Raw genomic sequence first — 25,751 nt, forward strand, 5'->3', positions numbered from 1 at the left:
GGGCGGGCCGTTCGACGGTGGGGTGCGGACCAGGATCAGAAGGTCTTGTACTGCTCCTTGAAGTGGTCCTCGAGGGACTCCAGGCTCTTGCCCTTCGTCTCCGGGACGCTCGTCGCGACGAAAAGGATGGCGAGGAGACCGACCGCTGCGAAGAGCAGGAACGTTCCGAATCCGAGGGACTCGACGAGCGAGGGGAACGCCAGCGAGATGATCGCGTTCGTGGACCAGAGCACCAGGACGGTGATGCCGATCATGACGCCGCGCATCTTCAGTGGGAAGATCTCGGCGATCATGAGCCACGCGAGGGGGCCGATGGTGCCCTGCATGATCCCGATGAAGAGCAGGATCGCGATGAGGAGCAGCCACGGGCGGACCGGATTGTCCTCTGGGAGCCCGAGGCCGATGGCGCCCACGAGCAGGTGCATGGTCGTAGTCCCGATGAAGCCGAACAGCATCAGCGAGCGACGGTTGAAGCGGTTGATGATGGAGAGCGCCACGAGCATCGCCGTGACGGACATCACACCGTTCAGCACGTTGAAGCTCAGCGCAGCGTTCCGCGTGAAGCCGGCCGCCTCGAGCACCTGGGTGCCGTAGTACATCATCGAGTTGATACCGGTGAGCTGTTGGTAGGCGGCGATGCCGATGCCGATGAAGAGGAGGCGTCGGATCCACGGGGTCCGCACGATGTCCATGAAGGTACCGGACTGCTCGTCCTTCTCGATCACGGACAGCTGCCTGACCTCTTCCATCTCGGCGACGGCGCGCTCCTCCGAGCGGACCTGCCGGAGCACCTCGAGGGCCTCGTCGTCGCGACCGCGAGCGAGGAGCCAGCGCGGACTCTCGGGCATCCGGAGCATGCCGAAGAACAGGACGAAGGCGGGGATGACCGCGACAGCGAGCATGTAGCGCCAGACGTGGTCGTTGGAGCCCCAGACATTGCCGATGATGGCGTTGATGGCGAAGGCGAGGAATTGCCCGCCGACGATCATCAGTTCATTCCGGGAGACGAGGCTTCCGCGCTTCTCGAATGGGGCGACCTCCGCAAGGTAGACCGGGACCGTGACCGAGGCACCGCCCACGGCGAGACCGAGGATGAAGCGGAAGACGAGGAGTATCTCGTAGCTCGGAGCGATGACGCAGCCGCCGGCGCCGATGAAGAACAGGACGGCGATGACGAGGATGTTGCGCTTTCGACCGAGTCGGTCCGACAGCCGCCCGCCGAAGAAGGCGCCGACAGCAGCACCGATCAGCAGGGTGAAGGTGATGAGGCCCTCCTGGAAGGAGTTGAGCCCGAAGTACTCCATCATGAACGACAGGGCGCCGTTGAGCACCCCGGTGTCGTAGCCGAAGAGGAGCCCACCGAATGTCGCGATGACGGCGACGAGGCCGAGACGCTTGTTGTAGGGGCCATTGCCGAGGGGCGGCAAGGCCACCTTCACGGCATTGGTGATCGTTCCACCATGAGACACGTTGTTCGCTCCTTTGCGTGTTCCCGCCTCCAGCCCCGATGGGCCGGTTGTCGACGCTGAACCGGGTGAGAATGTGTCCTAATGTTAGGACATTCTGCCACGAAGCGCCAGCGAATCGCATGACTGGATCAAAACAGCAGGCCCTACCGTCGACATGTGGTCGACGGCAGGGCCTGAGACGGGGCGGGTGGTCAGAAGCGCCCCGCCCGGAAGCGTTCAACCCCGACGGCGCCCTCGACGACCGCGGCGGTGAGCTCCTCCACGCTCGTGTCCTCGCGACGGACGTCGAGGATCTTCCGTCCGTGGTTCATCACGATGTGCCGGTCGCACACCTGGTAGGCGTGGTGCAGGTTGTGGGTGACCAGCACCGAGCTCACGCCCTCCGACTTCAACTGTCGGAGATAGTTCAGCAGCGCCTCGGTCGCCCGCACGGCGAGCGCGGACGTCGGTTCGTCCAGGATGAGGAGGCTTCGCTTGAAGTGCACCGCTCGGGCGATGGCGACCGCCTGGGCTTGGCCGCCTGACAGCGAGGCGACGAGCTGCTTCGAGGACTTGATGCCCTCGATCGTCACGACGGTGTCCAGGATCTCCGAGGTGATCGCGTCCATCTGCTTCATCTTCATGAGACCGAGACGGTTGGTGATCTCCCGACCCATGAACAGGTTCCGAGTGATGGACATCTGTGGCACGAGCGCCGAGTCCTGGAAGATCGTCTCGACGCCGAGCTGTTCCGTCAGCGCCCGGTTGACGGTGTCGTGCTGCTGACCTTCCCAGGTGTACGAACCGGACGACATCTGGACGACGCCCGACATGATCTTCACGAGCGTCGACTTGCCCGCACCATTGTCGCCGAGGAGGCCGACGACCTCACTGTGGCCGATGTCGAAGGAGACGTCGTTCAGGACGGTGTTGGCTCCGTATCGCTTGGTGACTCCCTCGATACTGAGCAGAGGCATCGCGGTGTCGATGGTGGCGTCGATGGTCACGAGGCCTTTCCTTCCATGAGCTTGTTGAAGATGGCGGCGATGACGATGATGAGGCCGACGAAGAGTTGGATGTAGAAGCCGGGCGCCTTCGCGAGGATGAGTCCGTTCTCGATGATGCGGATGAGGGCGGCGCCGATGATCATGCCGACGATGCTGCCTCGACCACCGAGGAGCGAGGTCCCGCCGACGACGGCGGCGGCGATGGCCATGAGTGTGTAGTCGTCGGTGCTCCCCGGCTGCATCGACGAGGTGCGGACCGCGATGAGGATCGAGGCGAACCCGACGAGTCCGCCGAAGATGCCGAACGCCATGAGCCGGACGACGGCCGGGTTGATGGAGATCGCCTTCGCCGCGGCCGCGTTGCCGCCGACGGCGTAGACGTGGTTGCCGCGCTTGTGCCGGTGGAGGAAGAGCCAGCCGATCACGCCGATGACGAGCAACCAGACCAGCTGTGACCGGAACAGCCCGAAGTCACCGGCGAAGAGCGTGACGAGCGTGTCGTCCTTCGCGCTCGACAGGATCGCGGGCGACGTGCCGTTCACGAAGAGGCTTGCACCGGTCCAGAAGAACCCCATGCCGAGCGTGGCGATGAAGGACGGGATCTTGGTGACGACGACGATGAGGCCGTTGATGAGCGCGATGCCGGTGCCGCAGGCGATCGCCGCGAGTGCACCCCAGCCCCAGCCGACGGCCTCGGAGACGCGGATGAAGATGATCGCGGAGAAGCCGATGTTCGCACCGAGCGACAGGTCGAACTCTCCCGCGATCATGAGGATCCCGGCGCCGATGCCGAGGATGGCGAGCACGGGGATGGACTGGGAGATGACGCCGGAGAGGTTGCTCGGCGACAGGAACGGGAACGCGTCCGGTGCGACCACACCGGCGATGATGAAGCCGAGCAGGACGATCGCGAAGATGATGCCGATCTCGAGTGCGCCGCGTCCGCGGGTGTAGGTGATCGTGTCCCGCAGTCGGTCGACGAAACCGTGCGGCTGGTTGTCGGACAGCTTGCGCGGCTGGGAGATGCTCTCCGTGGAGAGTGGTGCGGTCAGGATGGGCGCGGGTTCGCGCGTGGGTGGTTGAGACATTGGGGGTCCTTCGGTGCGCGACGGATCGCGGTCGGTTCGGAGAGGGGTGCCGTGCGGTGCGCCGAGGGTCGTGGATCGGCCCCCGGCGCCGTGGGCGGGCGTCAGTAGCGGATGCCCTGCAGGTCCTTCTCCTCGAGGAAGGAGACGTTGGACTTGTCGATCAGGCCGAGTCCGCCGGAGTTGATGTTGGCGGGGGAGAGGCCGAAGTCAATCGACAGCATGCCCTGCATCACCGACTGGTACCCCTGCACGTATCCCTGCTGGTCTGCCGTGGCGAGGATCTTGCCGTCCTTGATCCCCTGGATCACCTGCGGAGAGGTGTCGAAGCCGACAACCGGTACCGAGACGCCGGCGGCTTCCATGGCCGCGACGACGTTGCGGTGCGGGGTTCCGCCCAGCGGGACGATCGCCTTGACGTCGGGGTTCGCCGTCAGCCATGAGGTCATGGAGTTGAGCGCCTCCTCGTCGGCGCCGGAGGTACGGAGGTACTCGCCCTTGGCCCCGACCGCGTCGAGGGCCTCCTGGACGCCGCCACCGCGCTTGATCGCGTAGTCCTGCTCGGGCTCCTCGGCCGGGAACATGACCTTGTCGCCCTCCTTGAGGTCGACTTCCTTCAGCAGGCGCTCTCCGACGAGCGTGCCGACCTCGGTGAAGTCCTGGCCGACGAAGCCGGACACGCAGTCCTTCGCACTGTCAGGAGCGGGCACGTTGTACGCGATGACGGTGACACCGGCGTCGTGGGCGTCGCAGGCCACTTTCGACCACTTCTCACCCTCGTTGAACGGCATGAAGATGAGCGAGGGCTTCGTCGCGATGGCAGTGCCGACCAGGTCGACCATCTTGTCCGGGTCGCCTTCCGCGGTCTGGTGGGTCAGATTCAAGTGACCGAGTTCGGCGGCGTCTTCGCCGCCCTTCAGGATCTGCGCCCAGAACGGGTCGCTGGCGGGGTTGTAGTAGGTGAAGAAATAGGCGTCGCGGTTGTCGGCGCGCGATCCGAAGCCGGAGGCGAGCCCGGCGTCTGAGCTGCTGCCGGCGCTCGGGGTCGCCGTGCAACCAGCCAGGGCGAGCGCGGCGACGCCGACGAGGGCGATCGTGCCGAGGAGCGAGCGTCGTGCTGAGGTGTTCACTTCGTTGTGTCCTTTCGAGGGGTGGGCCTCGGGCGGCCCGTGCATCATTGCAGGGCTCAAGCTAGTGAAGAACAGACAAGAGGGCAATAGAAAGTCAGGACATATTTACTTACCGGTGACAACCGCCGAGTGGAAGTCATAGGATATGAATGTCCTTACAAAGATTTGCCGAACAGGAGACCCATATGCCGCTCGTCAGGATCGACCTCACCGCCGGCCGTGATGCCGCGAACGTCCGAGAGATCGCAGACGCCATCCATGAGGCGATCGTGTCCGTCTACGGGATTCCGCCCCGTGATCGCTTCCAGATCGTGACCGAACACGCGGCTGGCCAGATCATCGCAGAGGATGCGGGGCTCGGCTTCGAGCGCTCGGCAGGCGTCGTCATGATCCAGATCTTCACGCAGCGCGGTCGAAGCGACGAGACGAAGCAGGCGCTCTACGCGGCTGTGGCCGAGCGCCTCTCCGAGGTCGGCGTCGACGGCGCGGACGTCTTCATCGGCTACGTCGAGAACGGGCCGCAGGATTGGTCCTTCGGCTTCGGTCGCGCACAGTACCTCACTGGGGAGCTTGCCGTTCCGGCGCGCTGAGGTCTCGAGATCGGCTCGCTACCGGTCGACGAGGGTGACCTCGAAGGAGTACAGGTCGGGTCGGTAGACGTGCTGGCCGAACTCCACCGCCCGACCGGAGTTGTCGAAGGCAGTTCGCGACATGGTCAGGAGTGCGCTGCCCTTCCGGACGTCGAGCATCTCGCTCTCAGGGCCTGACGCCTCCCGTGCGCCGATGCGTTGCTTGGCGACACGCATCGTGACGCCGCGTGCCCGGAGGAGTTGGTAGAGGCCGTGGTGCTCGAGGGCTCCGAGGTCGAGGTCCGTGAGGTCTTCGGGGAGGAAGTTCTCGAGGATCGCGAGTGGGACACCGTCCGCCCGGCGTAGCCGCCTGATGTGGACGATCGGGCTCCCGGTCGCCACGCCGAGGGCGTCCGCGACCTTCTCGTCCGCCGTTGTGACCTCGGCGGAGAGGATGTCCGTCTCCGGCTTCTGCCCCGTACGCTCCAGATCCTCGAACAGGCTGGTGAGCTCGACGTTGCGCGTCACCTTGCCGTGGACGACCTGTGTGCCGATACCTCGGCGACGGACGAGAAGACCCTTGTCCACGAGTTCCTGGATGGCCCGACGGATCGTGGGACGGGAGAGCCCGAGGCGGGTGCCCAGCGCTACCTCGTTCTCCAGACGGGATCCCGCTGGCAGCGTCTCATCATGGATGGCCTGCTCGAGCCTGGTTGCGATCTGGTAGTACAGCGGCACCGGTCCGGATCGATCGAGGTCGAGGAAGAGTTCGACGGGGAGCGTCTGCTCGGGCTGTGCCATGAGGCTCCTTCAAGGTGGAGTGAAAACTTGTCCTGACAATATCAGGGCTTTCCAAACGGCGGGTATGTCAGGTCGTGGTGGGTCGGTTTGCATATTGTCAGGACATACCGTCAAAGTTCGGGTAAGCTGCGCGTATTGCGTCGCCGCAGCACCGGCGATCGCCCACTCGACTCCCGGAGGCACTTCGATGACCGACACCCTCACAACAGCCGACACCCTGCCGCTCGCCGTCGCGGCGGCCTCGACGCGGACAAGCCTGTGGAATGATTCCGCGGACCCCCTCGAACTCGCCAGGTCGATCACGTTCGGCGCGGTCGGCGCGACCTGCAATCCGGTCATCGCCCTCGCCGTGATCTCCCAGAACCTCGATGTCTGGGCGCCGCGGATCGCCGAACTCGCTGTCGAATTCCCAACGGCAGGGGAGGCCGAGCTCGGCTGGAAGGTGGTCGAGGAGCTGTCGATCCAGGCAGCCGTCCTCCTCGAGCCGGCGTTCCGGGAGAGCAACGGCCGCAACGGTCGACTGTCGATCCAGACCGACCCGCGGCTTCACCGAGACGCTGATGCGCTCGTCGAGCAAGCCGTTCGATTCTCGGCGCTGGCGGAGAACATCATCGTGAAGATCCCCGCGACCGCTGTCGGTATCCGCGCGATCGAAGAAGCGACCTATCGCGGTGTCAGCATCAACGCGACGGTCTCGTTCACGGTGGCGCAGGCCGTCGCTGTCGGCGAGGCGATCGAGCGCGGTCTTGATCGGCGGGCTGCTGAAGGACTGCCGGACTGGGAGTTCGGCTCCGTCGTCACCATCATGGGCGGGCGCCTCGACGACTGGCTCAAGGCGTCCGTCGCGAAGGACCGCATCCTCATCGATCCCGGCTACCTCGAGTGGGCGGGCGTGGCCGCGTTGAAGGAGGCGCACCGCATCTTCACCGAACGCGGGTACCGGTCGAGGATCCTCTCCGCCGCCTTCCGGAACCACCTGCAGTGGTCCGAACTGGTCGGCGGCGATCTGGTGGTCTCGCCCCCGTTCGATTGGCAGCTACGCATCAACGAGAACCGGATCCCCGTCGACCCGCACCGCATCGATGTCCCGGTCGCGCAGCACATCGTCGACACACTCCTGGAACGCGTCCCAGAATTCCGGAGGGCGTACCTGGTGGACGGCATGTCGATCGCCGAGTTCGACGACTTCGGAGCCACACGCCGGACGCTGCGTCAGTTCCTCGAGGCCGATGCCAAGCTCGACGCCTTGGTGCGGGACATCATCCTCCCGGCGATCTAGAGGCACCCTTGTACAGCGGGGGAGCGTCAGAAACCATCGATCCGAGCGATGACAACCAGCAGATCACCTTCCGGTCGAGACGCTGGGTGCGGCCGGAGGACCTCAACGCCCATGGCAGCCTCTTCGGCGGCAGTCTGCTGCGCTGGATCGACGAGGAGGCAGCCATCTATGCGATCCTGCAGCTCGGAAATCCGCGAGCCGTGACCAAGTACATCTCCGAAATAGACTTTGTTTCTTCGGCACTCCAAGGCGACTTGATCGAGATGGGCCTTCGCGCGACGTCGTTCGGGCGGACCTCCTTGACGATGCGCGCGGAGGTCCGCAACATCGTGTCCCGCAACAACATCCTGACCATCGAGCGCATAGTTTTCGTGAGTCTCGGTGACGACGGGCTGCCGAAGCCCCACGGATACACGGAGACGACATGCGATCGTGATCGCCTTCCCATCCCTTCGACATCGCGTTGAGCGCTGTGCCTGATAGTGCAAGGAGGGAGAAGGGCCCGGTTGCCGCGTCGAGATCCGGGATGGTGCTTCGGCACTCCGCCCTACTCGATCCACGACAACGGCAGCCTGACGTTCTTGCACTCCGACGCCGATGCGGCGTCGGCTCAGCGGCCACGCTCTCATTACAGTGATGGGTTGCTGGCCGAGGGCTGGTCTTCGATAGTCGACACGACCAGGAGGTCTTCCGCGAGGCGCCTGTGGCTGGGGTGTCTGTCGCGTGGCTTGCCTAGCCTTGGCCGTGCCTCTCGTGCTCTGTCCGGGCTGGGGCACTCTTGCCAAGTGATCGGCTGCGAGTTCAGGCCGAGGCAGTCGGTTCGGAGATCGGAGCCACGAGCAGATGTTGCCGACAGGGAGGGCGACTGTAGTCCCGTCTTCTTGACAGCTGGGATCCAAGTTGTACTGTAGTGAGTATGTCTACAGCTGCCAGGCCATCATCGGGCTGGCTCAGGGTGGCCCCCGCGATCGCCGTCTTAGGGTGGGGCGGGAACGAATTCCTGCCGCTCATGCAGCTGTATCGGCAGCTGGGGGGCTTCACGCAGGTCGAGATCGACCTCCTGCTAGCTGCCTATGTCGCGGGAATCGTGCCTGGGTTCGCGCTCTCGGGTCCGTGGTCGGATCGGCATGGGCGCAAACCGGTCCTGTTCATTGGTGTCGCCCTGGGCGTCGTGGGTAGCGGGATCCTCGCGCTGGGTGAGAGCAGCTTGGCGGTTCTGTGCGTGGGACGAGCGATCAGCGGGGTGAGTGTTGCGATCGGCATGGTCGTGGGTACCGCCTGGATCAAGGAGCTGTCGCATCTCGAGGGCAGAGCGGATGCAGGGGCGCGTCGTGCTGCTGCTGTCCTCACCATTGGGTTCGGTGGCGGTGCAGGAATCGGTGGAGCTCTCGCGCAGTGGGCACCATGGCCCGGCGTTCTTCCTTACGTAGTTCATATTTGCGCGAGCATGATGGCGCTCCTCGCTCTGTGGCCGGCCACCGAGACTCGGCAGTTCGATGCCAATGTGACGAGCCTGCTAGGGGACCTACGCATCCCACACGCCGCTCGCCGAGAGTTCGTGCGGACGGTCTTACCGTTGGCGCCGTGGGTATTTGCCGCGCCCGCCCTAGCGTTTGCTGTGGGACCATCGTTGGTAATCAGTCAGGTCGGAGACTTCGCGGTTGGCTTCGCAACGCTTGTCACGGTGGTCACCTTGGCGGTCGGTTGGGCAACGCAACAGTGGTCGGGACGTCTGATCAAGAGATTCGGCGGCACTACAGGTGTGTTTGGAGCTGGCTTCACTGTCGTGGGCGCTCTAACGCTCGTTCCGGCCGCGGTATCGTCCGAGATCTCGGCAGTGCTCGTCGCTGCGCCACTCTTCGGCATCGGATACGGACTATCGATGGTCGCTGGCCTCACCCGCGTCCAAGCGATGGCGTCGCCGGACGATCTAGCAGGGATCACCGCCGTCTACTACTGCATCACCTACGTGGGATTCCTCCTACCGGCGTTGCTGGCGGGGATGACGCTGGTGGCACCACTCTGGGTGTTGCTCATCGCAACGGCGACATTGTGTGCGGTGTGCGCGCTGGCGGCAGCGGCGGGACTACGAACCGACCGAGGACGACGACGAGAGGAGCGGCTTTGATAGTCAAGACGGCAACGGTGCAAGCCTACGAGCAGCTGCTCGACTGGTTACGCGACGGGACCTTCCCGCCGGGGATGATGCTCAGCGAGCACGACCTTGCACACCGCCTCAGTGTCAGCCGGACCCCGGTCCGAGCCGCACTCCGACGACTCGAATCGGATGGGTGGTTGACCATCTATCCGCAGCGCGGCGCACTGGTGCGTACGCTGACGGCTGCTGAGGCAATCGACGTGTCCGACGCCAGGCAGGTGCTGGAATCCGCTTGTATTGATGCGCTCTCGGACGAGGCGCGCGTTCGCCTCTGCCGAGAGTTGGAGCAGTCCATCCAACAGCAGATCTTTGCGTCTGAGCAGGGAAACTATGAACAGGTCGTGAAGTTGACGATCGACTTCCATCGGGCGTTCGTCGTTGCCGGTGACAATCCGATCCTCTTGGATTTCTACGACCGGCTACGCGACCGCCAGGAGGTCATGACCCTCCGCGCGCGCCCTGATGTTGCCGGCCGGTGGAGCGACTTCATTGCCGAGCACCGCAGCCTTGTCGAATGCGCCCGAGCAGGAGACCGAGCCGCGTTCCTCGTCGAGTTGCGTGCTCACATCGTGAACACCCACGGATCCCTCATGGGATCGCTTTGAAGAACGGCGGAGCCATGCACCTGGACGACTCGCATTTTGGGACGGCGCGGCCCCTGCCCGCGCCGCTCGACCGGAGCAAGCCAGTGTGGGTAGCGCCCATGGCCGGCGGGCCTTCAAGCCCAGCGTTCGTCATCGCCGCAGCCAGCTTGGGTCACTTTTCGCAGCTCGCCGCCGGCTACAAGAGCGCTGGCGCGATGATCCAGGAGGTGGACCAGGTTCGGAAGTCCGGCCTCGAGCTCTTCGGAGTCAACCTCTTCGTTCCAAACCCGCATCCCATCACCGCAGATGCCTATGACGCCTACGCGAATGCACTACGGCGCACCGCGCACCGGTTGCACTATGAGGGAGCCCCGGAAAAGCTCCGCGAGGACGATGACGACTGGGAAGCCAAAGTAGCTGCCCTGGTCGCCGAGCCTGTACCAGTGGTGAGCTTCACATTCGGCTTGCCATCTGCAACCGTGATCGACGCGCTGCACAGTGTCGGCTCGGTCCTCATTCAGACCGTCACCTCGACTAGTGAGGCACGCCAAGCTGAAGAGGCAGGCGTTGATGTCCTCGCGGTTCAAGGCTACGCCGCAGGCGGCCACTCCGGCATCTGGAACGCTGACGCGCTGCCTGCCGACATACCGCTAGCGGTGCTCGTCGAGCAGGTTGCAGCGGCTGTTTCGCTCCCATTCGTCGCCGCGGGCGGTGTCGCAACCTCGGCCGACGTAGCCGCACTCCTTTGCGTCGGAGCATCAGCGGTCGGCGTGGGCACTGCAGTGTTGCGCGCAACCGAGAGCGGTGCCTCGCCACTCCACAAGGCGGCGCTTGCAGACCGTCGCTACACCGTAACCGCGATTACGCGCGCTTTCACTGGGCGCCCGGCCCGTGCTTTGGTAAACCAGTTCGTGGTGGACCATGACGCGGCGTCTCCGAGCGGATACCCAGCTCTGCATCACCTGACCAAGCCGTTGCGCGCTGCAGCGCTAGCCGCAGGCGATGCCTCCGCTCTCAACCTCTGGGCCGGTCAGCGATGGGAGACAGCGCGCGATGCACCGTTGGCATCGATCCTCGCAGCGCTCGTTCCGGACACCACTGCATAGAACGCAGTCCGGTGGAAGGTGTTGCCATGAAAACGCCGCCTCAGATGCGACACCATCTGCGCCACCTTCCACCAGAAGATCACTGACGCGACGCTCATCATTGTCGCTGCATTCGGCGAGTGCCACGAGGTGAAGATGAAATGTTCGACTGCAGCGTCTTGCGTGACGTCGAATTGCCGCTTACAGTGTGTTGAACCGGTTCGACAGTGACCGGAAACGACGACCTGCCGAGACCGGCGGGACTGTTCATCGGAGAACGCATGGCGACCATCGGAGACGTGGCCCGAGCTGCTGGCGTGTCGCGCAGTACGGTCTCCTACGCCCTCTCCGGCAAGCGCACGATCTCATCGGAGACGCGTGAGCGAATCGAGGAGGCGATCTCCGACCTCGGCTTCACCGTGAACGCTGGCGCACGCGCGTTGGCGACCGCGCAGACGATGTCGATCGGACTGCTCTTCCGGTTCCACGAGGACGAGTTCGCTCCGGCGATGCTGCAGTACATCATGTCGATCACGGACGCGGCCCGGGAGCTCGGCTACGACATCCTGATGGTGACGGATGCCGACGGCGTGAACGCTGTCCGACGCATCACCACCTCGAACCGCGTCGACGGCGTCGTCCTACTGGACGTCACCCACAACGACCCTCGGCTCGTCCCCTTGCGCGAGGCTCACCAGCCGGGCGCGCTCGTCGGGCTCCCCGGATCCACTGAGGGACTCGACATATTCGACCTCGACTTCGGCGAATCGGCGCGGGTTCTCGTGGATCACCTCGTCGGTCTCGGGCACCGTGAGCTCATCCTGATCAGCCCACCGCAGCATGTATTCGACCGCGGTGGCGCCTACGCCTGGCGCTTCCGTGACGCCGCGCTCGAGCGCGCGGCGCGCTACGGCATTCCCATCCACGCCTACTACGGCGAGTCGCAGCAGCCGGCCATCAACCGGAGTCTCAATGCCATCCTCGACGCGCGCGCGACGGCCACCGGCCTCCTCGTCCACAACGATGCGACGATCGCCGCACTACCGGAGGTCCTGAGCGCGCGCGGCGTCTCCGTGCCTGACGACCTCTCCGTCGTCGGACTGTTCGCCCGCGACTTCGGCCGCAACTTCTCCCTGCCTTACACGGCTGTGGAGAGCTCACCGGACAAGCTCGGCCGTCTCGCGGTCCAGCAGCTCGTCCGGAGGATCGTCGACCCGGCGCAGGCCGGACCGACGGTCGTGAAGTTCGTCGAACCTGAACTGATCGATCGGGGCAGCGTCAGCTGACCCAACTCCCGCCCATGGCATTTTTTTCTGCCGCCAATCGAACCGGTTCGACGCTTGCGCAGCTCAGAACTAGACACCCCCGAACCGATCAACCGCCCCCACTCCACCGCACGACATCGCAACTGTTCAGAGAGGAACACCGTGAACATCACCACCCGAATCGCCAGCACCACCGGCTCCACCCGGAGGACCCGAACCGTCCGGATCGTCGGCACAGCCATTGCGACCGGCGCCCTCATCGGTGGCCTCACCGCGTGCTCCGGAAGTACCTCCAGCGGTGACGCCGCCTCGGCCGACTACACCTTCTGGGACCCTTATCCCCAGTACGACGACACCAGCGACTGGGCTAAGACGATCGATGCCTGCGCCACCGAGGCGGGAGTGACCGTCAAACGCACCGCCTATGACACGAGCGATCTGACCAACAAGGCGCTTCTCGCCGGTCAGCAGGACAACTCGCCCGACATCCTGCTCGTCGACAATCCCGTCGTCTCCACGCTCGCCGACGCTGGCATCCTGACGACGACCGCGGACAACGGCCTCGACATCGCCGACATCGAGGCGAACATCCTCGCCGCCGGCCAGATCGGCGACGACACCTTCGGCGTGCCGATCGGCGCCAACACCCTCGCGCTCTACTACAACCCCGACGTGCTAGCGGCAGCCGGCGTCGACATCTCGACGGTGACCGACTGGGCGTCACTCACGACGGCACTCGAGCAGGTCGCCGCCGCAGGGAAGAAGGGCATCACCTTCTCCGGCATCGGTACCGAGGAGGGGAGCTTCCAGTTCCTGCCGTGGTTCTGGGGATCCGGAGCCGAACTGACCGAACTCGACTCGCCCGAGGCGGTCTCGGCCGTCACGCTCTGGTCCGACTGGGTGAGCAAGGGCTACGCCCCCAACTCGGTGATCAACAACACGCAGACCACCAGCTGGGAGGAGTTCCTCACCGGCGACTTCGCCTTCGCCGAGAACGGCACCTGGCAGAAGGCGAGTGCGGCCGAGGCCGGCTATGAGGTCATCCCGCTCCCGGCGAGCGACGGCGGCTCGGCTCCCGCCCCGACCGGTGGTGAGTTCTTCACCGTGCCGGTCCAGTCGGACACGAAGCGCTATGAGGCTTCGGCGAAGATCATCTCCTGCCTCACGAGCACGGACAACATCGTCGACACCGTGAACGCACTGAACTATATCGCGCCGACTAAGGCCGCGCAGGAGGCGCAGCTCGCAGCCGACCCGTCGCTCCAGCCCTGGATCGACGCGGTCTCCGCCGCCAAGGGTCGCACCAGCGACGACCTCGGTACGAAGTACCCGCGCATCTCGGAGCAGCTGTGGACCGCCGTGCAGAACGCACTTACCGGATCGCAGTCGCCCGAGGACGCTCTGAAGGCTGCTCAGGAGGCCGCCGCGAAGGCGACCGAGTAGCCGGACCCCGACCTGCGGGACGGGCTGCCCCCTCCAGCCCGTCCCGCAGCCCACCCCCGAACCCCGAAAGAAGCATCATGACCGCCACACCGACGCGCACCGGGTCATCCGCCCGCGCAGCAGCGACAGCCGAGCCGCAGGACGCCGCGCTCCCGCCCGCCCGCCGTCGTCGCCGGACCAGCGGACGCTGGACCGCCTGGGCGTTCATCGCCCCGGTCGTCATCTACCTGGCGGTGTTCTACGCCTATCCGCTGTACCGCAACTTCGAGTTGAGCATCCACGACTACACGGTCCGGTCCTTCGTACAGGGCGATGCGCCCTTCGTCGGGTTCGAGAACTACATCGCGATCTTCCAGGACTCGACCTTCGCCCCGGCGCTCCTCAACACGGGAGTCTTCACCGTCGTGTCGATCATCTTCCAGTTCTCGATCGGGCTTGCGCTCGCGGTGTTCTTCTTCCAGAACTTCCGCCTCTCCTCGACCCTCCGAGCCCTGTTCCTCGTACCGTGGCTCCTGCCGTTGCTGGTCTCGGCGTCCACCTGGTCGTGGATGCTCAACAGCGAGTCCGGCGTCGTCAACGCGCTGCTCGAGACCGTCGGCCTGTCGCAGGTGAACTGGCTGACCTCGCCGCAGTGGTCGCTCGTGTCCGTGCTCATCGCGAACATCTGGATCGGTATCCCGTTCAACCTCGTGATCCTCTACAGCGGCCTGCAGAACATCCCGACCGACATCTACGAGGCCGCTTCGCTCGACGGCGCGAACGGGTGGCAGACGTTCTGGCGCATCACCTTCCCGCTCCTGCGCCCGGTCTCCGCCATCACGATCCTCCTCGGGCTCGTCTACACCCTGAAGGTGTTCGACATCATCTGGATCATGACCCGGGGAGGCCCGGCCGACGCCTCGACGACGTTGGCCATCTGGTCCTACCGACTCGGCTTCGGGTCGACACTGCCCGACTTCAGCCCTGCAGCCGCCGTGGGCAACGTGCTCATCGTCATTGCACTGATCTTCGGGCTCATCTACATCCGGACGCAACGAAAGCTGGACGCATCATGACCGGGCACCGCCCCTGGTGGAAGACCGTCGTCGGGATCGTGCTGACCGCGATCATGCTCTTCCCGATCTACTGGATGATCAACGTGTCGCTCACGAAGTCCGGCGACATGCGGAAGGATCCGCCGAACCTCATCCCGCTCGATCCGACATTCGAGGGCTATGCGAAGGTCATCGAGCAGCAGCTGCCGTATCTCGGCACGAGCCTCGTCGTCGGGCTCGGGACCGTGGTGCTCACGGTCGTCCTCTCGGCGCCCGCCGCCTATTCGCTCGCGAAGCTCCGGCCGATCGGTGGAGGGGCGCTCAGCTTCGTCCTGCTGATCGCCCAGATGATCCCGGGCATCATCATGGCGATGGGGTTCTACGCGATCTACCTGAACCTCGGGATCCTGAACTCGGTGTGGGGGCTCATCATTGCCGACTCGACCCTGGCGGTCCCGTTCGGCGTCCTGATCTTCACGGCCTTCATGTCCGGCATCCCGAACGACCTGCTCCACGCGGCGAAGATCGACGGTGCCGGGACCTGGCGGACGTTCCGGTCCATCGTGCTACCCGTCAGCCGGAACTCCATCGTGACGGTGTCGCTCTTCGCGTTCCTCTGGGCGTGGTCGGACTTCATCTTCGCTTCCACACTGAACGGCGGAGGTCAGTTCCAGCCGATCACGATGGGCATCTACAAGTACATCGGCAACAACAACCAGGAGTGGAACGCGATCATGGCGACAGCTGTCGTGGCGTCGATCCCCGCCACCGTCCTCCTCATCGTCGCGCAACGGTTCGTCGCCGCCGGCGTCACCGCCGGTGCCGTCAAGGACTGACCGCGCGATCGTCGCCCACACCTCCACCTCCAGTACCGACCTCGAAAGGTCCGACATGTCGATCACCACCGCAGCCACGGCCTCGGCTGCGACCCTCAGCCCCTCCTCGACCCCGTTCGATGTGCGTGAGATTCCGTTCAGCGCCCGTGGCTCCTGGATGAACCTGTCACCCGTCGTCGCACTACACACCACCGCGCCCGACATCCACCTCGTCTCGCATCAGACGGGCATGCACGCGGTGCTGAGCATCGTGCCGGAGCGCGCGGGCGTGCCGGTGGAGACCGAGGTCTCGGCGACACCGGCGCGTCTGCGCTGGACCACTGGACCCGTCGGCGACGACAGCATCGAGGCGGCCTTCGCCGGCCTCGACACGGTCCGCCTCCGTGGTACCGGCCTGGGCGTCCGCCTGGGTGATGCGGCGGCCGGCCTCACACCGTTCACCGGCACCTATCTGTTCGTTGATCCGATGGACCGCAGCGCGATCTTCACTTCCTACGAGACCGGCCGCCGGTATCGCGTGACCTCCCTCAGTGGCGACGTGGCCGTCATCGGTGCTGAACTGCTCGGAGCGGGGGAGCGGGCGGTCGTACTCGGAGCCGACGGGGAGCCATGGGAAGTCGCGATCGAGGAGTTCGAGACGGCACGACCGCCCTACGCATCGGTTGTGGCGTTCGACGGGATCGCGGCCGACACCGCGGCACGGTTTGACGAGTACGTCGACGCCGTCGCCCCGTGGCGTAGCGCTCGGACGCCGGCGGCAGCGCTCGCCGCCTACGTGCTGTGGTCGGCCACCGTCTCGCCTCGCGGGTTCCTGGGTCGGGAGTCGGTGCTCATGTCCAAGCATTGGATGGACAAGGTTTGGAGTTGGGACCATTCCTTCAACGCGCTCGCGCTCGCCCCGGGGCTGCCCGGGGCGGCGATGGACCAGTTCGTCGGCGTCTTTGATCACCGGGATGAATCCGGTGCGGCTCCCGATTCGACCACCCACTCCGAGATCCTCTACAACTTCGTGAAGCCGCCGATCCACGGCTGGGCGTTCGCGAAGCTGCGGAACCGGATCGAGACGCCCCTCGACGGCGCGACGCTCCACCAGGTCGCAGACATCCTCGCCAGGTGGAGTCGCTTCTGGCTCCACGCCCGGACGGCTCCCGGCCGCCGCCTCCCGCATTACCAGCACGGCAACGACAGCGGCTGGGACAACTCCACGACGTTCGACGCGGATCGTGTGATCGAGTCGCCCGAGCTCGCGGCGTTCCTCGTCGTGCAGCTCGATGTCCTCGCGGGCCTCTCCGACGAGCTGGAGACGGGCGAGGGCGATCGTTGGCGGACGGCGGCCGAGGAGATCCGCACCGCACTGTTGGAGGATCTCTGGGACGGCCGGAACTTCATCGCAGTCGCTCCGCTGACCGGTCGGTCGAGTTCGACGACCAGCCTCCTCAACCTGCTCGTGATCGCCGCGGGCGACCGGCTGCCGCGGGACATCGCCACACGGGTCGCCGCCTCGATCGAGGAGCACCTGACGGAGTTCGGGCCGGCGACCGAGCTGACGACCTCGCCTGAGTACGAGAGCGACGGCTACTGGCGTGGCCCGATCTGGGCGCCGTCGACCGTGCTCGTCGAGGACGGTCTGCGTCGCGCCGGATTCGCCAACCTCGCCGACACCATCAGCGAACGCTTCCGTGGGCTCTGCGAACGATCCGGCTTCGCCGAGAACTTCGACGCCCTCACTGGCGAGGGCCTTCGGGACCGCGCCTACACGTGGACGGCGAGCAGTTACCTCCTCCTCGCAGGCGAGGCGGAGACACGACGCAGGGAGGCATCCATCGATTGAGCCCCGACCCGGCGATGATCCGGCAATCCCTCAACCATCCTTCTGACCCCACGCATCAGGAATGAGCTCGACAATGACGTCCACCATCTCCCGCCGGTTCTCCAGACCGGCCCTGGCTGTCGCCGCGGCGACAGCCGCGACAGCACTCGCCTTCGGGCAGCCCTTCGTATCGAACGCTCCAGCCGCGGCCGACGAGGCAGACCCCGCGAGCGACCACCTCATCCTCGACTACGGTTTCGAGGATCTCGGAGACGGCACGACCGTCACCGACTCCTCCGGAAACGCGCGGAACGGCACTCTAGCCAACCCCGGATCCGCCGCGCTCGTCGATCGCCCCGACGGCGGAAAAGCGCTCCAGCTCTCCGGAGGTGAGGCCGGCTCGACCACGTCCCCATACGTGACCCTGCCCGCCGGCGTCTTCGCCGGTCTGACCGCGACATCGATCTCGACCTGGATCAAGTGGGACGGCGGGGCGCCGTTCCAGTGGGCGTACTGCGTCGGGAAGGACGCCAACAGTGCCGCCTTCTACACCCCGCGCTTCGAAGGCGCGGATGTCGCCCGATCCTCCGTGAAGCCATCGACCGGCGGTGCTGAGATCGGGGCGTCCGGTCAGTCCGCGCTCAACACCGACGAGTGGCACCAGATCACGACGACGATCAACAGCGATCGCGTCGTCTACTACCTCGACGGGCTCGAGGTGTCCCGGACCGATGTCGGTGTCGATGTGGCTACGGCGTTGTACGGCGAATCGTCTGCGAACTCCGGATACCTTGGTCAGCCGTTCTGGACCGGTGCGCACCCCTTCTTCGCCGGCACCCTGGACGACTTCCAGGTGTACGACACCGCGTTGACGCCGGCCCAGGTGGCCGAGCTGGCCGGTGACGCCATCCCAGACCTCGTCGATATCCTGGACACGGCGACGACCGCCCGCACCGACGTCGGGACCGCGCCGGTCCTACCGACCGGTGTGAACGCCAGCTACAGCGACGGACAGAACCGGCTCGCGCCGGTCACCTGGGGGCCGTCGACCCATCGCAATACGCCCAGCGAGGCGTCTTCACCGTGAACGGCACGGTCGACGGAGACGGGCGGGCGGTCACCGCCACCGTCCGCGTCACCACCCCGAACGAGCTCTCCATCGATGTCGGTCAGGAGACCGGTGATTTCATGGGCGGTGCCTCCGGCACGCTCTACGGGCTCTACGGGCCCGGACTTCCGTCGAACAACCTGATCGACGGCATCAAGCTCCGTACCGTTGCGACGAAGGCGCAGGACGGGCCGCAGCACCCCGGTGCGGATGCGCTGGAGATCGTGAAGGGGCTCGCCGATTCGTCCGATGGCGACGTCTACATCTACATGACCGACACGTACCGCGGGTTCCCGTACGAGGTCCCCGGAACAACCGGGCAGGAAAAAGAGGCCGACTTCGCGGCCAGGATCTCGACCCAGGTCGACCAGGTCCTGGAGCTTCCCGCCGAGTACCAGGACAACGTCGTGTTCGTCCCGTTCAACGAGCCGGAGGGCAATATGTACGGCGACGGCGCGCAATCGTTCTACGGGACGAGCTGGTTGAACGACCCGACCGCCTACTTCGCCAACTGGGACGCGATGTACCGACTCATCAAGGACAAGATGCCGGAGGCGCGCATCGCTGGCCCCAACACGAGCCAGCTGTTCGGCCAGGTGCGCGGCTTCCTCGAGCACACGGTCGCCTCGGATACCGTGCCGGACGTGATCACCTGGCACGAGCTGAGCGACCCGGCATCGATCCGCCGTTCGGTCGCGACGTACCGCATCTGGGAGCAGGAGATCTTCGCGGGCACGGAGCGAGCGGGAGTGGAGCTCCCGATCAACCTCAACGAGTACGCCTTCAACTACCACACCTCGGTCCCGGCCCAGATGATCCAGTGGATCGCGGCGCTCGAAGACACCAAGGTCGACGGCGACATCGCGTACTGGAACATCGACGGCAACCTCAGCGATTCCGCGGTGCAGGCCAACCGGGCCAACGGCCAGTGGTGGTTGTTAAACTCCTACGGCAACATGACCGGTAAGACCGTCCTGGTGACTCCGCCGTCGCCGAACCAGAGCTACACATTGCAGGGCGTCGCCACACACGACGCAGCCAAGCAGCAGGTGAAGGCGCTCTTCGGTGGGAGCGCGGGTGGGGCGCAGAACGTGTACTTCGACCGCCTGCCGTCGGACCTCGGCGACTCTGCTCACGTGCTCATCCGGGAGATCCGCTGGACCGGCCAAATCGCCGATTCCAGCGAGCCGCAGACGGTCGCCGAGTTCGACAGCCCCGTCGTCGACGGTTCCCTCGGGCTGGCGTTCGGCTCCGGCGACCTGCCTGGCCTCAGCGCCGAGTCGGCCTACGAGGTCATCGTGACCCCGGGAGTCGACACGACATCCTCATCCACGCCGGCCGTTTCGTGGCGAGGCACCTACGAGGCAGAGGCGGCCTCCCACACCGGCGCGCCGTACTACCTGAACGGCCCAGAAGGCACGCCGCAGAACGTCGGCGGCTTCTACACCTCAGGAACCCGGAACGTCGGTGGCATCGAGACCGGCTCCACGCTGGCGCTCGACTTCACAGTTGACGTGCCGGTCGCGGGGACCTACGACCTCACGATGCTCGCGAACGCGTACAACAAGGAGGCGAGGAACCTCGATCAGGGACCGGTGAACATGTTCATCCGTGTCAATGGAGCTGCTGAGCAGGAAGTGCGCGCCAACCTCGGATACAAGTGGGTCGTCTGGGACCGCACCGACACGACCGTCGACCTCCAGGCGGGGGCGAACACCATCACGATTGCCGCACAGAACACGGACCAGACGAAGGGCACCAGCGGAGCGGCCATCGTCGACAAGATCGACCTGACCCTCGCGAACCCCGGACATGTCCCCGTCTACGAGGCGGAGAACGCCGTCCTCGAGGGCGCATCGACCGACTACTCGCAGGCAAGCGTGTCGGGTTCCGGTACTGCCCAGCTCTCCGAGGGCCAGTCGGCCGTCTTCTGGGTCTACAACAAGGACGATTCCGAGAAAGTCCTCGATGTGAAGACCCTCGGCGGCGGAACCGCCGCGGTGAAGGTCAACGGGCAGCAGATCGCCGATGTCTCCGACAGCGCAGCCGTCCCGGCCTTCCTCGTCGGCGGAATCAACCGGGTCGAGATCGTGGGCTCGTCAGGAACCCTCGCGCTGGACCGGATCGCGGTCGGTGCGGGAACCGCAGCCTTCGCCACGCAGGTGATCGAGGCGGAATCCGGCGTGCTGTCGGGTGCTGCGACGATCTCCGACCTGTCGCTCGCGAGCGACGGCAAGGCCGTCACCGCAGTCGGTGGTGCACCGGGCAACGGCAACACGCTCCAGACGAACGTGACGGTCGAGGAGGCCGGCTCGTACGCCATGACGATCCGCTACTCGAACGAGGAGCAGTCGCCGGCCTCGCACTACAACCCTGACCCGGTGGCGCGCCGTGCGGACATCTCCGTGAACGGGGGAGCGCTGCAGAAGGTGCTGTTCCCACAGTCCTTCCACCAGAACCAGTTCTGGGACCTGACGATGCAGGTCGAACTGCAGGCCGGAGAGAACACGGTCACGTTCGCTTCGGAGGAGCAGCCAGACTTCAACGGGACGAGCTACATTTCCGAACGGTATCCCGAGCTCGGGCTGCGGTCTGTGTTCGCACCGAACCTCGACCGCTTCACTTTCACGTCGCTGTTCCCGTCCGCCGTGGTCCCTGAACCCGGTGACGCGACGATCAGCGTCGACCGGGCGACGGTCCAGGCTGGTTCCACTGTGACCGTCTCAGGAACCGGTTTCGAGCCGGACGAGAGCATCGAGCTCGTCCTGAATTCCGACCCGGTGACGCTCGGAACGGTCACCGCCGACGCCTCCGGGGGGTTCCGGACCACGGTGACGGTGCCAGTCTCGGTGCCGGCCGGCGCGCACACGCTCGTCGCGACCGGTGCGCAGTCGGCGCGTGAGGCGTCTACCGCACTTGCCGTGACGACAGCGGGCTCAGGCGGCGCCGGCACAGACGGATCAGGTACCGGTTCCACAACGGTGACCAGCTCCGAACGAGCCGGAGGTCTCGCTTCAACCGGGTTCGGTGGTTTGAGTGTCTTGCTAGCGGGCGCTATGGCGCTCGCGGCCGGTGCCGCTCTCGTCGCACGGGCTCGGGAACGTCGGGCCCGGTAGCACTCCCTGTCGCAGCAGTGCGCCCGACGTGTGTCGGGCGCACTGCTGTTGCGGGGCTAGTTGTCCGGCGCGGAGACACCAATCGAGTCCTGGTGTCGCCTCTCTTACAGACAGTCGCCTTGGGGGCGGCGACGCCGGGTGGTCCTTGCTCTGGCGTAAGACATCGCTTGCCCCTGTAGTAGGTCGAAACGACGTCGACTTCGGTGCTCAACGCTTTTCGCTGTGCCTGATCCATGACGCCCGTATATCGTCGTCCAGGCTCATCTTGAAGCGGAGATATGGTTGTTGGGAGGACCGTCGTTCACGTGAAGTTGAGATGCAGCGCGGCGACCAGTTTTGTGAGTTGAGCACGAGCCGAGGCGTCGATACCTCGGACCGGGAGGGGAAGGCTGTCCGGTGCGATGAGATCCAGTTCCTCTGCGAGTGCGGCAACGACGCGGTAGCTGCCGTGTTTCTTGAACAGGTCCCACAACGGTTGCAACCGGTTCGAAAGCCGGACCGCTTCCTCCTGCCGGCCGGCTTGCGCGGCCCGGGTGAGTTCCATCGCCGTCCCCGGGAGGGTCCCACCGACGACTGAATACCAGGCGTCGCACCCCGCGTTCAAACCGGCCGCAGCGGACGCGTCACCCGACACCCCCACAGTCACGCCCTGGTCAATCCGATCGTGAATCTCACGCACCCTGGCGGCAGCAGTTGCAGGGTCCGTCGAGACGCCAGGGATCTTGATCGACGCGACGTGCGGTAGACGGCTGATGCTGGCGTACAGATCATCGGAGAAGGTGACTCGGGTGGTCCCCGGGTTGTCGTACACGATGACCGGAACCGATACGCTGGCGGCGATGTCCTCGAACAGGCCGAACACCTCATCGTCCGTGAGAGGCTGGTAGGTCACCGGCGCCAGGAGTAGTGCGCTCGCGCCAGCCTCCTGTGCGTCCTCTGCGTGGGCGAGCACGTGTGAGGTGCGAAGGGCTCCGATACCGACGAAGACGGGCGTCGTCCCCGCGTTCTGGACTGCGACCGTCGCGACTCGGCATCGCTCGGCGCGGTCGAGGTACATGTAGGAACCGGTCGACCCCAACGCGGTGATCGAGTCTACTTGCGCAGCAACCAGGCGTTGGATCAGCCTGGCAAAGGCGATTTCATCGACAGCATCGTCGCGGAACGGAGTGAGGGGAAAGGCACTGAGTCCGGTGAGCATCGGCATCCGATCGTTGTATGGGCAGACGGAAAGTTGGCGATGGGTCTGTGAAGTCGGATCTCGCTGGCTTCGCGAGAAGGATCAGTGTGCGACACCGGTGGTCGTGTCGCGAGGCCATGAGGGCGAAGCGGGCTCTAGATCCTCCCCGGGAGTCCGGAACGCCAGGAGCATGTACTGACCGAAACGCCGCCACGCAGTGGGCGCGTAAAGTCGACCGCCACGAACGATACCGGCGTTGCCGTGGCCCAGGAGGAAGAGATCACTCACGTCGAAATCCGATCGGATCACGCCTGCTTGCTGAGCACGCTCGACGAGCAGCCGCGTCGCGCGGACACCGCGGCGGTTCTCCAGCGCGAACAGCGAAGACCCGAGGTTCGGGGAGAGGAGCACATCGCTGAAGGCGATGTCGTTCGCCTGTCCCTCGAGGAGAAACATAACGTAGCCGCTGAACGCTTGCCACGGTTCCGTCTGCGCAAGATCGGCGGCCCGTTCGGCTTCATCGGCCCAATGTTGCATTTTCTTCTCGTACACCACTGCGATGAGGTCGTCGATGCCCGGGAAGTGGCGGTAGATCGTTCCGACTCCTACGCCGGCTGATGCAGCGACCTGCTTGAGCGACACATCGGCGCCATCGGCCGAGAACAGTGGGCCTGCTGCGCTGATGATCGTGCGTCGGTTCCGCTCAGCATCCGTCCGGAGCGCTCGCTTCGTCGTCATCATCAGTCGATCCTACCTTTCTGGAATAGATGGTCCACTTCTGAAGTTGCCTTAAATGGAACGTGTGGTCCGTTTATGCGTCCGGCGCCTAGCGGGCTGCAGAAGTCAATCGAAGGAGAATCATGCGCGCCATCCAGTTTGCCGAGTACGGCGGTCCCGAAGTTCTCAAGTTAGTCGAGGTGCAGCCGCCTCACGCGGGCCCTGGTCAGATCCGCATTGCCGTTCGCGCGGTGGGTGTGAATCCCGCCGACTTCAAGAAGCACACGGGTGCGTGGCGATTCCAGCAGGCCGAGTTGCCGGCTGGACTCGGCGCTCAGGGTGCGGGCGTTGTCGATGAGGTCGGTGACGGCGTGACCGGTGTGATAGTGGGTGATGAGGTCTTCGGCCTGGGAGATGACATGTATGCAGAGCACGCGGTGCTCAGTAGCTGGGCTCTGAAGTCGGCTGCGATGTCCTTCGAGGATGCTGCGGCGATTCCGGCCGCTGCGGACGTCGCCAACCGGTTATTTGACCTGGTCGATCTCCGGGCCGGTCAGACGTTGCTTGTCAACGGCGCCGCGGGTGGCGCAGGTAGCGGCATCGTACAGCTCGCCCGTCGCCGCGGGGCCACGGTCATCGGCACCGCCTCCGAGTCAAAGCACGACTATCTCCGGTCGCTCGGCATTACCCCAGTCGCTTACGGTGACGGCCTCGTCGATCGTGTCCGGGCGATTGCTTCAGACGGTGTCGACGCAGCATTCGATGTGGCCGGTTCAGACGTTATCGACGACCTCGTGGCGCTGACGGGTGACCCGAACCGCGTCGTGACGCTGACCCTTGCTCAGGCGCAGGAGCACCCTGAGGTGTTGTCGACCTTCTCCGTCGGCGAACATGTCATGGAGTCGCTCGCAGATGCAGCTCGAGCGTTCGACGAAGGTGACTTCCGCATGCACATCGCCCGGATCTTCCCTCTCGAAGAAGCGGGCGCGGCTACCCAGGCAGTCTCGGAGCATCGGACTATGGGCAAGCTCATCGTCGTAGTGTCGTAACACCACACCACACCACATCCCAGCCCACCGGCTGCCGTCGGCGGGCTGGGAGACTGCGTTTTGGAACGAACGCTGCGGTACGCCGTCGATTGAATGCTCTCAGCCTTCAGAAGCTAGGGCTGCATCTTGGCCCGTGGTTGGCTTCCGTTGCGCCAGACACCGCTCCGGGCCAGTTAAGAAGTCGATGTTACTGAGGTCTACGCCAGACGTATTCTTTCGACTGAGGAAGCTCCCTGGTGCCGGTCCGAGGATCGTTCGGGCATGTCCTTGATTTACGATGACAGCATTCTGCCCAACCCATGGTCACGGAGGCCGGCAATCGCGGCTCTGCGGGCATCGATGAGTTCGGTGGATATGTCGCGGGCAGCCGGTCCGGGATCGAAAGTGTCGGTGGACTCGAGCAGCACGGCGCAGGCCTGCGCCAGCACTGCCTGCGGGTCGCTGTCTGGTAGTAGATCTGCGACGGGTTCGCGGCGGCCGATGTCGTGGAGCCCATGCAGCAACCCAGCAGTGGCATGTACCTGCGTATCGAGCGGCATATCGGATCGGATGATGCGGTAGCGGCGGAGGATTGGAAAGATTCGCTGAAGCATAGCGACAGGACCAATCAGGCGTGCGATCCGTTCGAGAGCCGGATGAGCCGCGATCGTGCCGAGGAGGCCCTGCTCTGCCGAGCGTACAGCGGCCGCGAGAGGGTGTTGCTCGAAAGTATCGCCAACCAGTGGCAGTAGACGGTGCGGAGCGACCAGTGTTGGGTCCTCGCGTATCGCAGCATCGACCTCGGACAACGCCTCGAGGAAATCGTGTGCGAAGAGATCGACGAAGAGATCCTCCTTCGTGGTCCAGTACAGGTAGAGAGTGCCCTTGCCGACGCCGGCGATTCGAGCAATCTCCGCGATTGTGATGCCGCGTATGCCGTCGCGGAGGGCCATATCGCGGGCGGCGCTCAGGATCCGCTCGATTCGTGGCGACAGTGTGTCCGTTGTCATTGTTGCCTCTTCATCTTCGGCACCTTACCGGGTGCGCCTATCGTGGTCGCTTTCGTCAAGA

At 65.0% G+C, this 25,751-nt stretch carries 22 protein-coding genes; 14 read left to right on the plus strand and 8 right to left on the minus strand.

Annotated elements, in window-relative coordinates; translation table 11 throughout:
* Positions 1-35: 35 nt before the first annotated feature.
* The 4 genes from FGL15_RS18100 to FGL15_RS18115 all read right to left on the minus strand — a co-directional run bounded on the left by FGL15_RS18100 (position 36) and on the right by FGL15_RS18115 (position 4,670).
* Positions 36-1,469, minus strand: coding sequence for a sugar porter family MFS transporter (locus tag FGL15_RS18100; protein ID WP_138946934.1), 1,434 nt, complete (start codon positions 1,467-1,469; stop codon positions 36-38).
* 191 nt (positions 1,470-1,660) lie between these two features.
* Positions 1,661-2,455: an ATP-binding cassette domain-containing protein gene (locus FGL15_RS18105; RefSeq protein ID WP_205858643.1), complete on the minus strand. Its 795-nt coding sequence runs from the start codon at positions 2,453-2,455 to the stop codon at positions 1,661-1,663.
* Complete coding sequence (locus FGL15_RS18110; protein ID WP_056006360.1) at positions 2,452-3,543, minus strand: ABC transporter permease; 1,092 nt, start codon at positions 3,541-3,543, stop codon at positions 2,452-2,454. Before FGL15_RS18110 ends, FGL15_RS18105 begins: the two co-directional genes overlap by 4 nt.
* A gap of 101 nt (positions 3,544-3,644) precedes the next feature.
* Positions 3,645-4,670, minus strand: a complete 1,026-nt coding sequence (locus FGL15_RS18115) for a substrate-binding domain-containing protein (RefSeq protein WP_168223435.1) — start codon at positions 4,668-4,670, stop codon at positions 3,645-3,647.
* 185 nt (positions 4,671-4,855) lie between these two features.
* Between FGL15_RS18115 and FGL15_RS18120 the strand changes: the two genes are divergently transcribed.
* Positions 4,856-5,260, plus strand: a complete 405-nt coding sequence (locus tag FGL15_RS18120) for a tautomerase family protein (RefSeq protein ID WP_138946936.1) — start codon at positions 4,856-4,858, stop codon at positions 5,258-5,260.
* Positions 5,261-5,278: 18 nt separating this feature from the next.
* On the opposite strand, the gene FGL15_RS18125 is transcribed toward FGL15_RS18120, so the two are convergent.
* Positions 5,279-6,040, minus strand: coding sequence for a GntR family transcriptional regulator (locus FGL15_RS18125; RefSeq protein ID WP_138946937.1), 762 nt, complete (start codon positions 6,038-6,040; stop codon positions 5,279-5,281).
* A 64-nt stretch (positions 6,041-6,104) separates the two neighbouring features.
* On the opposite strand from FGL15_RS18125, the gene FGL15_RS18130 reads away from it, so the two are divergent.
* The 12 genes from FGL15_RS18130 (at position 6,105) to FGL15_RS18185 (ending at position 21,758) form a co-directional block, all read left to right on the plus strand.
* Positions 6,105-7,319: a transaldolase family protein gene (locus FGL15_RS18130; protein WP_370281884.1), complete on the plus strand. Its 1,215-nt coding sequence runs from the start codon at positions 6,105-6,107 to the stop codon at positions 7,317-7,319.
* Positions 7,320-7,327: 8 nt separating this feature from the next.
* Positions 7,328-7,786: an acyl-CoA thioesterase gene (locus tag FGL15_RS18135; protein ID WP_240773605.1), complete on the plus strand. Its 459-nt coding sequence runs from the start codon at positions 7,328-7,330 to the stop codon at positions 7,784-7,786.
* A 449-nt stretch (positions 7,787-8,235) separates the two neighbouring features.
* The gene (locus tag FGL15_RS18140; RefSeq protein ID WP_138946938.1) at positions 8,236-9,447 is read left to right on the plus strand and encodes an MFS transporter; all 1,212 of its coding nucleotides are present in this window, start codon (positions 8,236-8,238) and stop codon (positions 9,445-9,447) included.
* 17 nt (positions 9,448-9,464) lie between these two features.
* The gene (locus tag FGL15_RS18145; protein WP_168223436.1) at positions 9,465-10,082 is read left to right on the plus strand and encodes a GntR family transcriptional regulator; all 618 of its coding nucleotides are present in this window, start codon (positions 9,465-9,467) and stop codon (positions 10,080-10,082) included.
* 14 nt (positions 10,083-10,096) lie between these two features.
* The gene (locus tag FGL15_RS18150; RefSeq protein ID WP_138946939.1) at positions 10,097-11,167 is read left to right on the plus strand and encodes a nitronate monooxygenase; all 1,071 of its coding nucleotides are present in this window, start codon (positions 10,097-10,099) and stop codon (positions 11,165-11,167) included.
* Between the two features lie 260 nt (positions 11,168-11,427).
* Positions 11,428-12,432 (plus strand): LacI family DNA-binding transcriptional regulator, encoded by a 1,005-nt coding sequence (locus tag FGL15_RS18155; protein ID WP_138946940.1) that lies wholly within the window; start codon positions 11,428-11,430, stop codon positions 12,430-12,432.
* A gap of 141 nt (positions 12,433-12,573) precedes the next feature.
* Entirely contained in the window at positions 12,574-13,854 is a 1,281-nt protein-coding gene (locus FGL15_RS18160; protein ID WP_305037120.1) for an extracellular solute-binding protein, read from the plus strand.
* Between the two features lie 77 nt (positions 13,855-13,931).
* On the plus strand, positions 13,932-14,909 hold the full coding sequence (locus tag FGL15_RS18165) for a carbohydrate ABC transporter permease (protein ID WP_138946941.1): 978 nt from the start codon (positions 13,932-13,934) through the stop codon (positions 14,907-14,909).
* Positions 14,906-15,724 (plus strand): carbohydrate ABC transporter permease, encoded by an 819-nt coding sequence (locus FGL15_RS18170; protein WP_138946942.1) that lies wholly within the window; start codon positions 14,906-14,908, stop codon positions 15,722-15,724. Before FGL15_RS18165 ends, FGL15_RS18170 begins: the two co-directional genes overlap by 4 nt.
* A 55-nt stretch (positions 15,725-15,779) precedes the next feature.
* On the plus strand, positions 15,780-17,555 hold the full coding sequence (locus FGL15_RS18175) for an amylo-alpha-1,6-glucosidase (protein WP_138946943.1): 1,776 nt from the start codon (positions 15,780-15,782) through the stop codon (positions 17,553-17,555).
* Between the two features lie 73 nt (positions 17,556-17,628).
* On the plus strand, positions 17,629-18,621 hold the full coding sequence (locus FGL15_RS18180; RefSeq protein ID WP_168223437.1) for a LamG-like jellyroll fold domain-containing protein: 993 nt from the start codon (positions 17,629-17,631) through the stop codon (positions 18,619-18,621).
* Positions 18,618-21,758 (plus strand): CBM35 domain-containing protein, encoded by a 3,141-nt coding sequence (locus tag FGL15_RS18185; RefSeq protein WP_205858644.1) that lies wholly within the window; start codon positions 18,618-18,620, stop codon positions 21,756-21,758. The genes FGL15_RS18180 and FGL15_RS18185 overlap by 4 nt, the downstream gene beginning before the upstream one ends.
* 301 nt (positions 21,759-22,059) lie before the next feature.
* On the opposite strand, the gene FGL15_RS18190 is transcribed toward FGL15_RS18185, so the two are convergent.
* Positions 22,060-22,956 carry a dihydrodipicolinate synthase family protein gene (locus FGL15_RS18190; protein WP_138947374.1) on the minus strand — a complete coding sequence of 299 codons (897 nt, stop codon included), beginning with the start codon at positions 22,954-22,956 and terminating at the stop codon, positions 22,060-22,062.
* A gap of 81 nt (positions 22,957-23,037) precedes the next feature.
* Positions 23,038-23,676, minus strand: coding sequence for a TetR/AcrR family transcriptional regulator (locus FGL15_RS18195; RefSeq protein ID WP_138946945.1), 639 nt, complete (start codon positions 23,674-23,676; stop codon positions 23,038-23,040).
* Positions 23,677-23,795: 119 nt separating this feature from the next.
* Here FGL15_RS18195 and FGL15_RS18200 point away from each other — a divergent pair, with 119 nt between their 5' ends.
* Positions 23,796-24,701 carry an NADP-dependent oxidoreductase gene (locus tag FGL15_RS18200; protein WP_138946946.1) on the plus strand — a complete coding sequence of 302 codons (906 nt, stop codon included), beginning with the start codon at positions 23,796-23,798 and terminating at the stop codon, positions 24,699-24,701.
* A 272-nt stretch (positions 24,702-24,973) separates the two neighbouring features.
* Here FGL15_RS18200 and FGL15_RS18205 read toward each other — a convergent pair whose 3' ends face one another.
* Positions 24,974-25,690 (minus strand): TetR/AcrR family transcriptional regulator, encoded by a 717-nt coding sequence (locus FGL15_RS18205; protein WP_138946947.1) that lies wholly within the window; start codon positions 25,688-25,690, stop codon positions 24,974-24,976.
* Positions 25,691-25,751: the final 61 nt, after the last annotated feature.

It is taken from the genome of Plantibacter sp. M259 (genome assembly GCF_006065115.1).
GTDB classification, from domain to species: Bacteria; Actinomycetota; Actinomycetes; order Actinomycetales; family Microbacteriaceae; genus Plantibacter; species Plantibacter auratus.

Coding starts and splice junctions, on each gene's coding strand:
- FGL15_RS18175 (WP_138946943.1), top strand. CDS start 15,780: ATGTCGATCACCACCGCAGCCACGGCCTCGGCTGCGACCCTCAGCCCC.
- FGL15_RS18110 (WP_056006360.1), bottom strand. CDS start 3,543: ATGTCTCAACCACCCACGCGCGAACCCGCGCCCATCCTGACCGCACCA.
- FGL15_RS18190 (WP_138947374.1), bottom strand. CDS start 22,956: ATGCTCACCGGACTCAGTGCCTTTCCCCTCACTCCGTTCCGCGACGAT.
- FGL15_RS18155 (WP_138946940.1), top strand. CDS start 11,428: ATGGCGACCATCGGAGACGTGGCCCGAGCTGCTGGCGTGTCGCGCAGT.
- FGL15_RS18195 (WP_138946945.1), bottom strand. CDS start 23,676: ATGATGACGACGAAGCGAGCGCTCCGGACGGATGCTGAGCGGAACCGA.
- FGL15_RS18120 (WP_138946936.1), top strand. CDS start 4,856: ATGCCGCTCGTCAGGATCGACCTCACCGCCGGCCGTGATGCCGCGAAC.
- FGL15_RS18130 (WP_370281884.1), top strand. CDS start 6,105: ATGTCAGGTCGTGGTGGGTCGGTTTGCATATTGTCAGGACATACCGTC.
- FGL15_RS18180 (WP_168223437.1), top strand. CDS start 17,629: ATGACGTCCACCATCTCCCGCCGGTTCTCCAGACCGGCCCTGGCTGTC.
- FGL15_RS18140 (WP_138946938.1), top strand. CDS start 8,236: ATGTCTACAGCTGCCAGGCCATCATCGGGCTGGCTCAGGGTGGCCCCC.
- FGL15_RS18205 (WP_138946947.1), bottom strand. CDS start 25,690: ATGACAACGGACACACTGTCGCCACGAATCGAGCGGATCCTGAGCGCC.
- FGL15_RS18150 (WP_138946939.1), top strand. CDS start 10,097: ATGCACCTGGACGACTCGCATTTTGGGACGGCGCGGCCCCTGCCCGCG.
- FGL15_RS18165 (WP_138946941.1), top strand. CDS start 13,932: ATGACCGCCACACCGACGCGCACCGGGTCATCCGCCCGCGCAGCAGCG.
- FGL15_RS18125 (WP_138946937.1), bottom strand. CDS start 6,040: ATGGCACAGCCCGAGCAGACGCTCCCCGTCGAACTCTTCCTCGACCTC.
- FGL15_RS18200 (WP_138946946.1), top strand. CDS start 23,796: ATGCGCGCCATCCAGTTTGCCGAGTACGGCGGTCCCGAAGTTCTCAAG.
- FGL15_RS18170 (WP_138946942.1), top strand. CDS start 14,906: ATGACCGGGCACCGCCCCTGGTGGAAGACCGTCGTCGGGATCGTGCTG.